Origin of the sequence: Pseudomonas sp. NPDC089407, assembly GCF_044900445.1 — a bacterium.
Taxonomy (GTDB): Bacteria; Pseudomonadota; Gammaproteobacteria; order Pseudomonadales; family Pseudomonadaceae; genus Aquipseudomonas.
Genome location: NZ_JBJDNB010000027.1, coordinates 15,966 through 29,809 on the forward strand (window position 1 = coordinate 15,966; position 13,844 = coordinate 29,809).

A 13,844-nucleotide genomic window follows, 5' to 3' on the forward strand; every position below is an offset into this window, starting at 1 on the left:
ACAACAATGACAAGTCCTAATATCTCAGTCGAAGATCTACCGCTTAACAGCTTTCACAAACTGCTCACCCTGCGTTCTGGCGGCGGCTCGTTCGTCGATGGCTATGTGTTGAGCATTATCGGTGTCGCTTTGGCGCACATCAGCATGGCCTTGTCACTGGACAGTTTCTGGCAAGGCTTGATCGCCGCCTCGGCGCTGATCGGCATTTTCTTCGGCGGCTTTCTGGGCGGCTGGCTGACCGATCGGCTTGGCCGCAAGCGTTTGTTCTTCGTCGGGCCTACGCTGTTCATCGTCGCTTCGCTTGGGCAGTTCTGGGCCGACTCGGCACTGGCCATCTTCCTGTTGCGCCTGGTAATCGGTATTGCGGTGGGTATCGAGTACCCGGTGGCCACCTCGTTGCTGGTCGAGTTCATGCCGAAAAAGTACCGTGGCCCACGCCTGGCCATGCTTACCATTTTATGGTTTGCCGGTGCCGCAGCCGCCTACATCGTTGGCGAACTGCTGCTGCGTAGCGGCGACGAGGATGCCTGGCGCTTGGTGCTGGCGAGCTCCGCCATCATTGGCCTGGCACTTTTCGTGGTTCGTATCGGTACACCCGAGTCGCCTCGCTGGCTAATCAGCAAAGGCCGTCGCGCCGAAGCGGAACACGTGATCAAGGCGGTATACGGCAAGGACTTTTCCCTGCGCAACCTGCCCGAGCAAAGCGTCAGCCACAAGGTGAACATCTGGAGCCTGCTGTATGCCGGCTATGGCAAGCGTATGCTGTTTGTCATCGTGTTCTGGACCTGCTGCATTATCCCGCTGTTCTCGGTGTATGCATTTGCGCCCAAGGTGCTGGCGGCGCTGAACGTGAAAGGTGACAGCGCCTCGATCGGCTCGGTGCTGATCACGCTGTTCTTCGTGGTCGGCTGCATACTTGCTACCCGCCTGATCAACGTGATCGGCCGCCGCAACCTGCTGCTGTACAGCTTCCTGGTCTCGGGCCTGGCCTTGCTGTGCCTGGGCGCGTTGCACAGCAGTGCGGGCATCTGGATCCTGCTGTTCTTCGCCATGTATGCGTTGTTCATCGGCGGCGCGCAGGTGTTGACGCTGGTGTACCCGAACGAGATCTTTCCTACCGAGATCCGCGCTTTCGCCGTCGGCATAGGCACCTCCATCTCACGCATCGGTGCAGCGGTGGGCACCTACCTGGTGCCGATGTCGCTGGACGTACTGGGCATTGCGCAGACCATGTACGTGGCCGCTGCCATCACGTTCTTCGGCCTGCTACTGTCCTGGCTGCTGGCCCCGGAAACCCGCTCGCTGAACCTGCAACAGGCGGCTGCCCTGGGGTAGATCGCCATGTGTGGTGCTTGCTGCATGCCAGGGATGGCAAGCATGATGGGCACATTGCCCTTACGCCATGGATATGCCGATGACCGCTGCACCCTTCACCCTTACGGAGCCAGGCCGCTGTAAACGCTTGAAAGCGGCCAGCAGCCGGGACCACGACAGCGTCGATCAACTGGTGATGGCGGCCCGGCCTTTCGAGAGCCGCGAACGCTATGGCCGGTTCCTGCAGGTGCAGCACCGGTTTCATGGCAGCTTGTTGACGTTGTATCAGGATCGGCAACTGAATCTGCAGCTGCCGGGGCTGCTGGCGCTGTCACGCTTTGCGGCGGTCGAGGCCGATCTGCGTGCCCTGGGCTGGCCCTTACCGCCGCGCCCCCAACCGGTTTGCGCCAGCCCGGCCCAGGCCCTGGGCTGGCTGTACTGCAGTGAAGGGTCGAACCTGGGGGCGGCGTTTCTGTTCAAGCTCACCCAGCGCCTTGGCCTGGATGGCACCCTGGGCGCCAGCCACCTGGCAGCGCACCCGGATGGCCGCGCGCTGCATTGGCGCGAGTTCGTTGCCAAGGTGGATGGTTTGCGGCTGGATGAGTGGCAAGAGGCAGAAGCGGTGGCTGGGGCCATAGCTGCGTTCGACAGCTATCGGGGCCACCTGCGCGAGGTGTTTGCAGACGGATGATTGCGCGCATGGCACCGGGTTTGCCGGTGTTCGCGGCTTAAGCCCCACAGGGGCGGCCCTTTGCACCGAGCAAAGTTCTACAAGTTATTGCTGCCGCGAACTTTTTCCCGATTGCCGGTCTATGTGAAAGGCACAGACAGGTCGCGGCATGCGAGGCAAGGTTCGCTCCACACCTGCTGGCCAGATGGCTCAATGGTTATCAGAGGTTGGCTTCGCTCATGAAAATACATGTCGCAAGGTTGATGCTGCTCGGCCTGTTCTCGTTCGCGGCGGTGGGCACAGCATCAGCAACACAAATGAAGGCGCCTGGGCCAGTAGCGCCGGCCGTTCAAGCACCGTTGCAAGCGGCCGGCAACCCTTGGTCGAGGGTGGCCAACGTGGCCGTTGAACAGCCAGCCACGCTGCTGGCCCACGATGACGACCGCTGGCACGACCACAGAAGCGACTGGCGCCGCGAACAGTGGCGGCGTGAGCAAGCCCGGCGGGACTGGGAGCGGCGGCGCGACTGGGAACGCCGCCGGGACTGGGAGCGCCGCCATGAGCGCGCGCTGCACCAGCGGCACCATGATGAGCACCGCTACTACCGGCGCTAAAGCCGATATGCCCTTTGTAGGAGCGGCCTTGTGTCGCGATCGGGCCGCAAAGCGGCCCAGGCGATATCTGCTTGAATGCTGAAATCGAGGGGCCGCTCTGCGGCCCGATCGCGACACAAGGCCGCTCCTACAAGGTTCGCGTCAGTCGACCAGCGGCCGCGTCAGTCGGCCTGTTGTGGAACATCCCCCACCGCCTCGGCCTCCAGCTTCAACCGGTCAGCCTTGCAAATATACTTGGGCTTGCGCGGTGCCAGTTTGGCACTGGCTTTTTTCTGATGCGCCTGCAACAGCTGCTTGATCTTCTTACGACGGTTCATGGTCCACTCGGCCTTTCAGTACGGTTTCGCTATCGCCATCATACCTTTGCTGGCCTTGCTGCCAAATACAGTGGCCATTTGGCTCGCCGCCTTGACGTTATTTTCACAGTCTGCAGATTAGCGTCTCGCCCTTCCCGGCCACGCGCACATTCGCTGGCTGCCAAGGTACGACGAGGCATACGTGTCACACACTACACCCCCTGTTGCGCACAAGCGCGTGGACTGGGCCGGCCTGGGCTGGCTGTTTCTGTTTTTCTGGTACTTCTCCGGCGTGACCCAGGCGTTGCTGCTGTTCAGTGGCACCACCGGTTTTGCCGGTTTCCGTGATGCGTTCTTCCTCAGCAGCCTGTGGCTGGTCCCGGTATTGCTGCTGCCGCGCTTTACGCGCGCCACGGCGGCCATCATCGGCCTGGCGCTGTGGGCTGCATCGCTGGTCGGCCTGAGCTACTTCGGCATCTATCGCCAGGAATTCTCGCAAAGCGTCATCTTCGTGATGTTCGAGTCCAATACGGCCGAAGCGGGTGAGTACTTCAGCCAGTATTTCAGTGTGTGGCTGGGCCTGGCGCTGCTGCTGTACAGCCTGGTGGCCGTGGTGTTGTGGCGGCGCGTGCGCCCGGTCTACCTGCCGCTGCGCGGTCGCCTGCCGGTGGTCGTGCTGTTACTGCTGGCCAACCTGGTGCTGCCCTTCTACAAGCAGATGGTCACCCAAGAGCGTAACTTTGCCGACGCCGTCGAAAAGGTGCAGCAGCGCATGGAGCCCGCCGTGCCCTGGCAATTGCTGGTCGGCTACCGGCAGTACCGCCAGCAGCTGGACAACATGCAGGAGCTGCTGGCCCAGAACGCGGCCCTGCCCCCGTTGCAGAACCTGCGTGACAGCAGCGGTTCGGCGCCCCGCACCCTGGTACTGGTGCTGGGCGAGTCCACCACCCGCGAGCACATGCACCTGTACGGCTACAACCGCGACACCACGCCCAACCTCGACGCGCTGGCCGCCAACGACAAGGGCCTGACCGTGTTTCGCGACGTGGTATCGCCACGCCCCTACACCATCGAAGTGATGCAGCAAATCCTTACCTTCGGCGATGAGCAGAACCCGGACCGCTTCCTCACCGCCCCGTCGCTGATCAACCTGATGAAACAGGCAGGCTACAAGACCTTCTGGATCACCAACCAGCAGACCATGACCAAGCGCAACACCATGCTCACCACCTTCTCGCAGCAGACGGACGCGCCGGTGTACCTGAACAACCAGCGCAACCAGAATGCCAGCCAGTACGATGACGTGGTGCTGGCACCGTTCGAGAAGGCCCTGCAAGACCCGGCACCGAACAAGTTCATCATCGTCCACCTGCTGGGCACGCACATGGACTACCGCTACCGCTACCCGGACGACTACGCGCACTTCAACGACAAGCAGGGCGCACCGGGCGCACTGACCGATGACCAGGTGGAAACCTACAACTTCTACGACAACGCAGTGCGCTACAACGACTTCGTGGTGTCGAGCCTGATCAAACGTTACTCGGCGGGTAACCCCAACGGTTTCCTGGTGTACCTGTCCGACCATGGTGAAGACGTGTACAGCTCTGGCAACCACGACCGCCTGGGGCGCAACGAAAGCGCACCGACCCGGCCGATGTACACCATCCCGTTCCTGCTGTGGACCTCGCCAAGCTGGCAGGCCGAGCACCCACGCGACTTGCAGGCGATGGCCAACCGCCCGTACAGCAGCTCGCACCTGATCCATACCCTGTCCGACCTGGCCGGGTTGAGCTATGACCGCTTCGAGCCGGCCAAGAGCCTGGTCAGCCCGCAGTTCGTGATGGCTCCGCGCTGGATTGGTGACCCGTACCGCAAGGACGGCTTGCGTGAGTTCGACCAGTTGCCGGTCGACAAGGCCGAAGCGGTGCAACAAACAGCGAGCAGTGGCGAGGAGCAGAGTGGCAAGCGCTTGAACTGACCGTTTTTGGCTTGAGATCTTTGGGGCTGCTGCGCAGCCCCTCGCCGGCAAGCCAGCTCCCACCCCGATCGCATTGACCTCAAGCCAGGTGCAGTACCTGTGGGAGCCTGGCTTGCCAGCGATGAGGCCAGAACTGACAACAAAGACAGCTGCTCCCACAGGGTATGCGGACAGCTTGCGAACTCACTCCTTCACCACATAAATTAAATTTAAATTGATTTTAGACTAAGCCTGCGCCACCCTCTGCCCATACCTTCACGCGCAGAGCCCCCGCCATGTCCACTGCCCCCCGTGAACCGCGCAAGGACGGCGCCGTCACCCGCACCCGTATCCTCGAAGCCGCCGGCGAGCTGTTCGCCGCGCTCGGCTATGCCGAAACCAGCAACAAGGCAGTCGCGGCCAAGGCCGAGGTCGACCTGGCCTCGATCAACTACCACTTCGGCAGCCGCAACGGTTTATACCTGGCGGTGCTCGACGAAGCCCGGCAACGCTTCCTCGACCTCAGCGACCTGCAACGCATTACCCAAGGCGCGCAAGCGGCCGAGGACAAACTGCGGGCGTTGGTGGAACTGGTCGTGCACAAAGCTACCTCGGCCCGCGACAACTGGCACCTGCGGGTACTGGCCGCAGAAATCCTCGCCCCCAGCCCCCATGGCCAGGCTCACCTGCAGGCGGCAGCACCGCTGCGCCTGTCGCTGCTCAAGGCGCTGTTCAGCGAAGTCAGCCAGATTCCCGCCGACGACCCTGCGCTGACCCGCTGCATCCTCTGCGTCACGGCGCCGTGGGCAATGTTGCTGATTGGCCCGCGCGGTGGCGCTGGCGCGCTGCACGAGATTCTGCAAATGCCGGTCGAGGCAGTTGCAGCGCAGTTGTACCGCTTTGCCCTGGCAGGCCTGCAGGACGCCGGCCGACAGCATGCCCAGGCCCACGCCACACATCGTTGAGGTCCGCCCCGTGCAACCGATACCCACAAATACCTCCCCTGCCGCAACGGACGCGCAAACCTCCATCCCGCTGCTGCTGGCCGCGCTGATGCTGGTGATGTTCCTGGCCGCCCTCGACCAGACCATTGTCTCGACCGCGCTGCCGACCATCGTCAGCGACCTCGGCGGGCTGCGCTGGCTGTCGTGGGTGGTCACCGCCTACCTGCTGGCCTCCACGGTGGTGGTGCCGCTGTATGGCAAGTTCGGTGACCAGTTCGGCCGCAAACGCGTGCTGCAGGTCGCCGTCGTGCTGTTTCTGCTGGGCTCGGCACTGTGTGGCGCGGCGCAGACCATGGGCCAGCTGATCGCGTTTCGTATCTTGCAGGGGTTGGGCGGTGGCGGCCTGATGGTGGTGGCGATGGCCGCCATCGGCGATGTCATCCCGCCTGCCGAACGTGGCCGCTACCAGGGCTTGTTCGGCGGCGTGTTCGGCCTCGCCACGGTGGTCGGGCCGTTGATCGGTGGTTTTCTGGTGGAACACCTGTCATGGCACTGGATCTTCTACATCAATCTGCCGCTGGGCCTGCTGGCGTTGCTGGTGATCGGCAGCGTATTCCGCCCACATGTAGCCCTGGTGCAGCATAAGGTGGATTACATCGGCGCGTTCTTCCTTACCGTGGCGCTGGGCGCAGTGGTGCTCATCACCAGCCTGGGCGGCAGCCTGCTGGCGTGGCAATCGCTGGACATGCTGTGCCTGTCGCTGTTTGCCCTGATCGGCCTGGCCGGCTTCGTCCTCGAACAACGTCGCGCCGTCGAACCGATCATGCCGCTGCACCTGTTTCGCCACCGTACCTTCGTGCTCGCCGGGTTGATCGGCTTTATCGTCGGGGTGTCGCTGTTTGGCGCAGTCACCTTTCTGCCGCTTTACATGCAGGTGGTAAAGAACGCCACGCCGACCAGTGCCGGGTTGCAGATGCTGCCGCTGATGGGCGGCCTGCTGGTGGTGTCGGCAGTTACCGGGCGGCTGATCAGCCGCTGGGGGCGCTACCGGATGTTCCCGATCCTCGGCACGTTGCTGCAGGTGGTTGCCCTCGGCCTGCTGAGTCGGCTTGACCTGGACACCCCTATGGCGTTGATGAACCTGTACATGGGCCTGCTCGGTGCCGGCCTGGGCATGGTCATGCAGGTGCTGATCCTGGCCGTGCAGAACAGCGTCGAGCCGCGCCACATGGGCGTGGCCACATCCGGGGCAACCTTGTTCCGCTCGATTGGCGGCGCCATCGGCGTGTCTCTGTTTGGCGCATTGTTTTCACATGCCCTGCTCGGTGGCCTGGCCAGCGACTTCAGCGCCAGCGCCGGTGGCCCGGCGAGCCTGTCGCCAGCCGCCGTGCACGCGTTGCCTGCGGCCCTGCAGCATAGCTACCTGGTCGCGTTTTCTAGCGCCATGCAAGGGGTGTTCCTGCTGGCCGGCGGTATTACCAGTGTGGCCTTCGCGCTGTCCTGGCTGTTGCGCGAAGTGCCGCTGCGCCGGGCCACGCAGGCGTGAACAGAGGTTTGGGCTTTTGGGGTGCTTCGCCACAGATGGCTTGCCGATTCTCAGAACTTGGCCAGCTCTTCCCGGCAAAAGTCGACGAACAACTGCGCCGGTTTGGTCAGTTGCACCCGCTTCAACCACGCCGCAGCCAACCCCGACAGGGCTACCGGCTCGGCGATATCCAGCATGACCAAGCGCTGGCCGTCGTAGGTGTATTCCGTATGCGGGCGTGTGACCAATAGCGAGAACCCGAAGCCTTGCCCGACCATGCCGCGCACCATCTCGATCGACGGCGAGCTGAAGACGATGTTCGGCGTCAGCCCCATTTCGTTGAACAGGCTGACGAAGTAGGTGCGGCTGGGCGCCACGTCCAGGAGGATCATCGGCTCCGGGCACAAGTCGCGCAGTGAAACCTGGGACTGGCCGGCAAAGCGGTGGTTCTCCGGCAGCAGCACGTAGGGCTTCTGCGGCGGCATCAGCGGTTCGGCCTCGATGGTACCATCCAGGTCATGGTCGTAGAGAAACGCCAGGTCGAAGGTGCCCGCCGTCAGGCCCTGAATCAGGTCCTGCTGCTCACCATCGCGCAGGCGGATATCCACGCCCGGATAACGCTGGCGAAAGCCGGCGATCAGCCGCGGCAGGTACAACGGCGCCACGGTTTCGAAGCAGCCGATGTCTATCTGCCCGGCCACGGTGTCGTTGTCGGCCAGCGCGTTCTGTTCAAATTCATGGGCCATCTGCAGCAGTGACTTGGTCTTGGCATAGAAGCGCTTGCCACTGGGCGTCAACGACACGCCTTGGGCGTGATGGCGGATGAACAGCTGCACACCGAAGCTTTCTTCCAGGCTTTTGATTGCCGTGGAAATGGACGGCTGGGCGATGTACAACTGGCGCGAAGCCTCGGCAACGCTGCCGGCCTCCACGGTAGTGACGAAGTACTTGAGTTGTCGCAAGGTATAGGCAGCCACGGGTACCTCTGGGTCGCCGCTATCGGCGCACGGGGATCATGCCTGACACTTTACCCCTGGCAGCGGCTCGAGGGGGGCCGGCTAATGAAGGATTTACCTATGGCGTGAGCAGCTTTTTTGTTGGCGCACACCTTACTGGTCAAATACGCCCGAACGTCTTTACTGATACACATCGGCCCCAGGCATACGGTGTGAGCTTATGAAGATCGTGGTCACCAGCATCCTCGTCGACGACCAGGCCAAGGCCCTGGCATTCTACCATTACGTTCTCGGTTTCGAGCCCAGGCACGATATCCCCATGGGCCGGCACCGCTGGTTAACCTTGACCTCGCCCAACGACCCCAATGGCGTCGAGCTGTTGCTGGAGCCGGACGCCCACCCGGCGGCCAAGGTGTACAAGGCTGCGCTCAGGCAGGATGGCATCCCCGCCACGTCCTTTGGCGTACGTGACATCCAGGCCGAATACACCCGGCTGTGTGCAGCGGGTGTTCAATTCACCCAGCCGCCCACGCCCATGGGCCCCGTTACCGTGGCCGTCTTCGATGACACCTGCGGCAACCTGATCCAGATCGCCCAGAAACATTAGCCGGTTGCCCTTTCCCAAAATGCGCACCAATAAGGAAAACAAATGCGCCACGAATTCAGCGAAGTGCTAAACGACCTGGTCGACTACTTTCTGCTCGGCGATATCCAACTGCTCGAGCGCTTCAAACAGGACCATCAACTGCCCGACGACCTGGCCTATGCGTTCACCCACGACGACTGCGGCGACCAGGCCGTGCGCGAAGGCGTGGTGCTGCCGCTGGCCGGGGTCGACAACCTGCCCTACCGCATCCTGTTTACCCTCGATGGCTACACCCCGGCCCTGCGCGAAGCGGGCAGCCGCCTGAAGCACCGGCGCAATGGTTATGTACTACGGGTCGAGCATGGGGCGCTGATGCTGTACACCTGGCGCATCCTGCAGCACTTCACGCCCAAGACCCTGGGTGACTTGATGGCGCGCTACCAGGTGCCGGGGCGGCCGGTCATCGAGCTGGACAATGGCTGGTATGACGTGGAGGTACTGGCGGGGGCGCTGGTGCGTGACGGGTTGTACGAGCCGGCGTTCGAGTTCGTGCTGAAGAAGCGCTGGAGCCGGGGTGAGGCGGCGGAGGTTGATACGGGGTATGCCTTTGGGCTGCGTGGGTATTTTGATTGATGAGCTGCCTGTGCCGGCTATTCGCGGCGGTTCGACGCCTCGATGAACCCGCTCCTACAAGGGGCCAGCGTTCCTTGTAGGAGCGGGTTAATCGAGGCGTCGAACCGCCGCGAAGAGGTCCGCAGAGGCAACCCCAATCTTCAGGTGTGATTGATATCCCGATCCTTGGTCTCCGGCAGGAAGAAAATCCCCAGCACCGCCGTCATCACGGCAATCACGATCGGATACCACAAGCCGTAATAGATATCCCCGGTCGCCGCCACCATGGCAAACGCCACGGTTGGCAGGAAACCGCCGAACCAGCCGTTACCGATGTGGTAAGGCAGCGACATCGAGGTGTAGCGGATACGCGCCGGGAACAGCTCCACCAGCCAGGCGGCAATCGGCCCGTAGACCATGGTCACGTAGATCACCAAAATGGTCAGCAGCAACAGCACCATCGGGTAGTGGATCTTGGCCGGGTCGGCCTTCTCGGGGTAGCCCGCCTCTTTCAACGCACCGCCCAGGGTTGCGGTAAAGGCGTCGTTCTGCGCCTTGAAGTCTGCCGCCGCCAGGCTGCTGCCGTCGAAGCTCGGCAACACCCGCTCACCGATGCGGATCTGCGTCACGCTGCCAGGCTCTGCCGCTTCGTTGGTATAGGGGATGGCGCGCTTGGCCAGCAGGCTCTTGGCGATGTCGCAGGAGCTGGTGAATTTGGCCTTGCCCACCGGGTCGAACTGAAACGCGCACTGGCCAGGGTCGGCCACCACCACCACCGGGTTCTGCTCCTGGGCAACGAATACATCCGGGTTGCCGTACTCGGTCAGCGCCTTGAAGATCGGGAAGTAGGTCAACGCGGCGATGATGCAGCCGGCCATGACGATCTTCTTGCGGCCAATGCGGTCGGACAGGCTGCCAAAGAAGATGAAGAACGGCGTGCCGATCAGCAGCGAGCCGGCAATCAGCAGGTTGGCGGTTTGTGGCTCGATCTTGAGCATCTGCAACAGGAAGAACAACGCATAGAACTGCCCGGTGTACCAGACCACGGCCTGGCCGGCGGTGCCGCCGAGCAGCGACATGATCACCACTTTGAGATTGTCCCAGCGGGCAAACGATTCGGTCAGTGGCGCCTTGGATGCCTTACCTTCGGCCTTCATCTTCATGAACACTGGCGACTCGTTCAGTTGCAGGCGGATATACACCGAAATCGCCAGCAACAGGATCGACAGCAGGAACGGTATGCGCCAGCCCCAGGCTTCGAACACCTCCGTGCCCATGGCCGTGCGGCAGGCCATGATCACCAGCAGCGACAGGAACAGCCCCAGTGTGGCGGTGGTCTGGATCCAGGCGGTGAAGAAGCCGCGACGGCCCTTGGGCGCGTGCTCGGCCACGTAGGTGGCAGCGCCACCGTACTCACCGCCCAAGGCCAGGCCCTGCAGCAGGCGCAGGGTAATCAGGATGATTGGCGCGGCCACGCCGATCGAGCTGTAACTGGGTAGCAGGCCCACTACTGCGGTGGACAGGCCCATGATGATGATGGTGATGAGGAAGGTGTGCTTGCGCCCGATCATGTCACCCAGGCGGCCGAACACGATGGCGCCGAAGGGCCGCACGGCGAAGCCGGCGGCAAAGGCCAGCAAGGCGAAGATGAACGAAGTGGTTTCATTGACCCCGGCAAAGAAATGCTTGGCGATGATCGCGGCCAGGGAGCCGTACAGGTAGAAGTCGTACCATTCGAACACCGTGCCCAGGGATGAAGCGAAGATGACCTTGCGCTCCTCCTTGGTGATGCCGCGTTGGGGCGCGCTACTGCCCGTGGATGCGCTGTCGAGAACCGCCATGGGTAACCTCCGTCATGTCTTCATGCAGGCCGGAGTACCTCATAACATTTCACCGTCGCACCCAGGCCCTAGGGCTTGCTTTGGTTGCGCGAAGCACGACGAGGCGGGCCGCCTCGGATCGCAGCAAGGTAACTGAAGCATAATTGGCTTTGCCGGGATATCCACTCCAACCCGGCCCTCCTGCTTTTGCTCCTGCTTTTGCTCCTGCTTTTGACTTTGCTTCTAAGCGCGCGATAGCCCAGGCGACACAGAGTGCGACTTCAGGAGGCCGAGCGAAGGGCTTGCGGAGGGAGGTGACGGGCATGGATGCCCGTCAAGCGCTGAGGCCCCATGGATGGGGCCTGCAGCGCGTACTCCCGGGAGCAAGCCCGTAGCGAGGGAACCCCGGAGCGAAGCGCAGGGGCCGGATGATGGGAGCGCAGCGTTTTTTGGTTACTTTTTGCCGCGTTTGGCAAAAAGTGACTCGCCGTAAGGGCGAAAAGGTGAGTACGCGTCGCCATCGCAAATGGAGTTATCGCTTTATCAAAACAGGCGCTTAAGCTTTTGAGGGTGGGCATTCACACCGAGTAGACATTCATTCGCGCTGGTGGCGCCAAGTCACCCTTCCGCCCTTACGGCGGGTTACTTTGGTCTTGCCCAAAGTAACCAAAGGCGCCCGCTCCCATCATCCGGCCCCTACGCTTCGCTCCGGGGTCCCCTCGCTACGGGCTTGCTCCCGGGAGTACGCGCTGCAGGCCCCATCCATGGGGCCTCAGCGCTTGACGGGCATCCATGCCCGTCACCTCCCTCCGCAAGCCCTTCGCTCGGCCTCCTGAAGTCGCAATTTGTGTCGCCTGAACTATCGCGCGCTTAGAAGCAAAAGCAAAAGCAAAAGCACGGCACGCGCTGGCACCCACTCCTGTGCGAACAGCTTGCCTTGTGCGGTATCGACCCAGTGTTCGCGGCTGTGCAGGTTGCTCATGCCACCCCCGCAGTCGGTATCGGCCCTTTCAACTCGACCTGGTTGCCATCCGGGTCATAGCAGTACAACGACAGCCCCTCGCCTTCGGCGCCATAGCGCTTCTCGGCAGGCTCCACTTTCACCCCGGCAGCTTGCAGGTAGGCGGTCAACGCCGGCTCATCGAACGGCTCGATGCGCAGGCAAAAATGATGCAGGTTGCGCCCCTCGGTGCCTGGCGCCGCACCGCCGGGCTTGCCCAGCGGGCCATCGAGGGTGACCAGGTCGATCATTGCCGTGCCCGTGGCCAAATGAACCATACCCAGATCTTCGCGCACGCGGCTAACCGAGCAGCCGAGTAATTCGGTGTAAAAGGCAACGCTGCGCGGCAGGTCACTGACCCGCAGTACAAGGTGGTCGATGTGCTTGATGGCGAACGGTCGCATGTCGGGGCTCCTGTGGATACGCGTACCCTGGGTGTTCGCGGCTAAAGCCGCGCCCACAGAGGTTGGGGTTTGCGCAGCCACCATAGCCCAGGTGCGCAAGGCGTGACCAGAATCAGCTACTCGTTCACCAAGCGTTGCAGAACACCCCCTTCATGCCGCGCGAGGAGGCGCAGCAATTGATCGACCAGTGCCCGGTCCGGCGCATCCAGGTGGAAGTGGTGCCCACCCGGGTGCCAGGAAATTTTCGCCTGCCTGGGCAAGGCGGCTTGGCGCCGGGTGAAGCCTTCGCCGGTAAATGCACCCTGGCGGCCAAGCAGCAGATAAAGCGGGCAGTGAATCTGGCTGAGCAGGTCGCAGGCTTCGCGCTCGGTCAGCGGCATCGGTTCGGGCAGCACCAGGCGCGGGTCGTGGCGCCAGCAATAACCATCGCCCAACTGCAGCAGGTCGCGCAGCGCCAGCAGCCGTGCGGCACCTTCCGAAAGCTCGGTATCCAGGCGTTCGCGGCGCTGGGCCAAGGCAGTGTCGAGGTCGTCGAAGCGGCCGACGTCCGGCTCGGCAAAACCTTGCAACTGGCTGCGCTGGACCATGCGCTTGAGTCGGTAGGCCCGCGCCAGATGCTGCACGCGGTCATCCTCTGCCACGGTGAACGGTGCGCCCATGCCGTCGAGGAAGGTCATGCTGGCGATGCCGCTGGTCATCGCCGCCAGCAGCGACGCTACGCCGGTGCCCATGCCATGGGCCAGCACATGAAACTGCCCCAGGCCCAGGCTTTCGGCCACCGCCAGCATGTCCTCGGCGTGCTCCCACAGGTAGTAGCCACTGTCGTGGCGGCGGTGGTCGGAACGACCGTGACCGACCAGATCGGGGGCCACCACGAAACAGCCATCGAGCATCGGTGCCAAGCGCTCGAACGAAGCGGCATTATCCAGCCAGCCATGCAGGGCCAGCACCGGGATGCCGTCTTCCGGCCCCCAGCAACGCACGGCAATTTCAATGCCGTTCAGGTCTAGCAGATGATCCTTGGGTGTCGATGCAGAACGCATGGGTACGCTTCCTGACTTGCAGCCTGGTACGACCACACCAGGCCAAATACGCCGCCGGCCCCTTCGCCTGCTGTCGCCAGCGGCAACCCTTGCGCCGGGC

General features: G+C 62.7%; 13 protein-coding genes. 8 read left to right on the top strand and 5 right to left on the bottom strand.

The features are described from left to right. Positions 1 to 6: 6 nt before the first annotated feature. The 3 genes from ACI2KG_RS20040 (at position 7) to ACI2KG_RS20050 (ending at position 2,598) form a co-directional block, all read left to right on the top strand. The gene (locus ACI2KG_RS20040; RefSeq protein ID WP_404663006.1) at positions 7 to 1,335 is read left to right on the top strand and encodes an MFS transporter; all 1,329 of its coding nucleotides are present in this window, start codon (positions 7 to 9) and stop codon (positions 1,333 to 1,335) included. A gap of 79 nt (positions 1,336 to 1,414) precedes the next feature. Next, on the top strand, positions 1,415 to 2,005 hold the full coding sequence (locus ACI2KG_RS20045) for a biliverdin-producing heme oxygenase (RefSeq protein ID WP_404663007.1): 591 nt from the start codon (positions 1,415 to 1,417) through the stop codon (positions 2,003 to 2,005). Positions 2,006 to 2,223: 218 nt separating this feature from the next. After that, positions 2,224 to 2,598, top strand: a complete 375-nt coding sequence (locus ACI2KG_RS20050; protein WP_404663008.1) for a hypothetical protein — start codon at positions 2,224 to 2,226, stop codon at positions 2,596 to 2,598. 161 nt (positions 2,599 to 2,759) lie between these two features. Here the strand turns inward: ACI2KG_RS20050 and ACI2KG_RS20055 are convergent, their stop codons facing one another. Then, complete coding sequence (locus ACI2KG_RS20055) at positions 2,760 to 2,915, bottom strand: DUF2986 domain-containing protein (RefSeq protein WP_404663009.1); 156 nt, start codon at positions 2,913 to 2,915, stop codon at positions 2,760 to 2,762. Between the two features lie 181 nt (positions 2,916 to 3,096). On the opposite strand from ACI2KG_RS20055, the gene ACI2KG_RS20060 reads away from it, so the two are divergent. The 3 genes from ACI2KG_RS20060 (at position 3,097) to ACI2KG_RS20070 (ending at position 7,344) form a co-directional block, all read left to right on the top strand. Continuing rightward, positions 3,097 to 4,875, top strand: a complete 1,779-nt coding sequence (locus tag ACI2KG_RS20060; RefSeq protein WP_404663010.1) for a phosphoethanolamine transferase CptA — start codon at positions 3,097 to 3,099, stop codon at positions 4,873 to 4,875. A gap of 275 nt (positions 4,876 to 5,150) precedes the next feature. Further along, the gene (locus tag ACI2KG_RS20065) at positions 5,151 to 5,819 is read left to right on the top strand and encodes a TetR/AcrR family transcriptional regulator (protein WP_404663011.1); all 669 of its coding nucleotides are present in this window, start codon (positions 5,151 to 5,153) and stop codon (positions 5,817 to 5,819) included. Between the two features lie 10 nt (positions 5,820 to 5,829). Beyond that, positions 5,830 to 7,344, top strand: coding sequence for an MDR family MFS transporter (locus tag ACI2KG_RS20070; RefSeq protein ID WP_404663012.1), 1,515 nt, complete (start codon positions 5,830 to 5,832; stop codon positions 7,342 to 7,344). A gap of 50 nt (positions 7,345 to 7,394) precedes the next feature. On the opposite strand, the gene ACI2KG_RS20075 is transcribed toward ACI2KG_RS20070, so the two are convergent. Continuing rightward, positions 7,395 to 8,300 (bottom strand): LysR family transcriptional regulator, encoded by a 906-nt coding sequence (locus ACI2KG_RS20075; RefSeq protein ID WP_400622902.1) that lies wholly within the window; start codon positions 8,298 to 8,300, stop codon positions 7,395 to 7,397. Positions 8,301 to 8,499: 199 nt separating this feature from the next. Here ACI2KG_RS20075 and ACI2KG_RS20080 point away from each other — a divergent pair, with 199 nt between their 5' ends. Together ACI2KG_RS20080 and ACI2KG_RS20085 are read left to right on the top strand one after the other, a co-directional pair. Next, a complete protein-coding gene (locus tag ACI2KG_RS20080; protein ID WP_404663013.1) occupies positions 8,500 to 8,886 on the top strand; it encodes a VOC family protein in 387 nt (128 codons plus the stop codon). A gap of 42 nt (positions 8,887 to 8,928) precedes the next feature. Continuing rightward, entirely contained in the window at positions 8,929 to 9,498 is a 570-nt protein-coding gene (locus ACI2KG_RS20085) for a hypothetical protein (RefSeq protein WP_201201098.1), read from the top strand. Positions 9,499 to 9,638: 140 nt separating this feature from the next. Here ACI2KG_RS20085 and ACI2KG_RS20090 read toward each other — a convergent pair whose 3' ends face one another. The 3 genes from ACI2KG_RS20090 to ACI2KG_RS20100 form a co-directional block, all read right to left on the bottom strand. After that, positions 9,639 to 11,318 carry an MFS transporter gene (locus ACI2KG_RS20090; protein ID WP_400622906.1) on the bottom strand — a complete coding sequence of 560 codons (1,680 nt, stop codon included), beginning with the start codon at positions 11,316 to 11,318 and terminating at the stop codon, positions 9,639 to 9,641. A gap of 957 nt (positions 11,319 to 12,275) precedes the next feature. After that, positions 12,276 to 12,701, bottom strand: a complete 426-nt coding sequence (locus ACI2KG_RS20095) for a VOC family protein (RefSeq protein WP_400621277.1) — start codon at positions 12,699 to 12,701, stop codon at positions 12,276 to 12,278. 116 nt (positions 12,702 to 12,817) lie between these two features. Further along, positions 12,818 to 13,744 carry an alpha/beta fold hydrolase gene (locus ACI2KG_RS20100; RefSeq protein WP_404663014.1) on the bottom strand — a complete coding sequence of 309 codons (927 nt, stop codon included), beginning with the start codon at positions 13,742 to 13,744 and terminating at the stop codon, positions 12,818 to 12,820. Between the last annotated feature and the right edge of the window lie 100 nt (positions 13,745 to 13,844).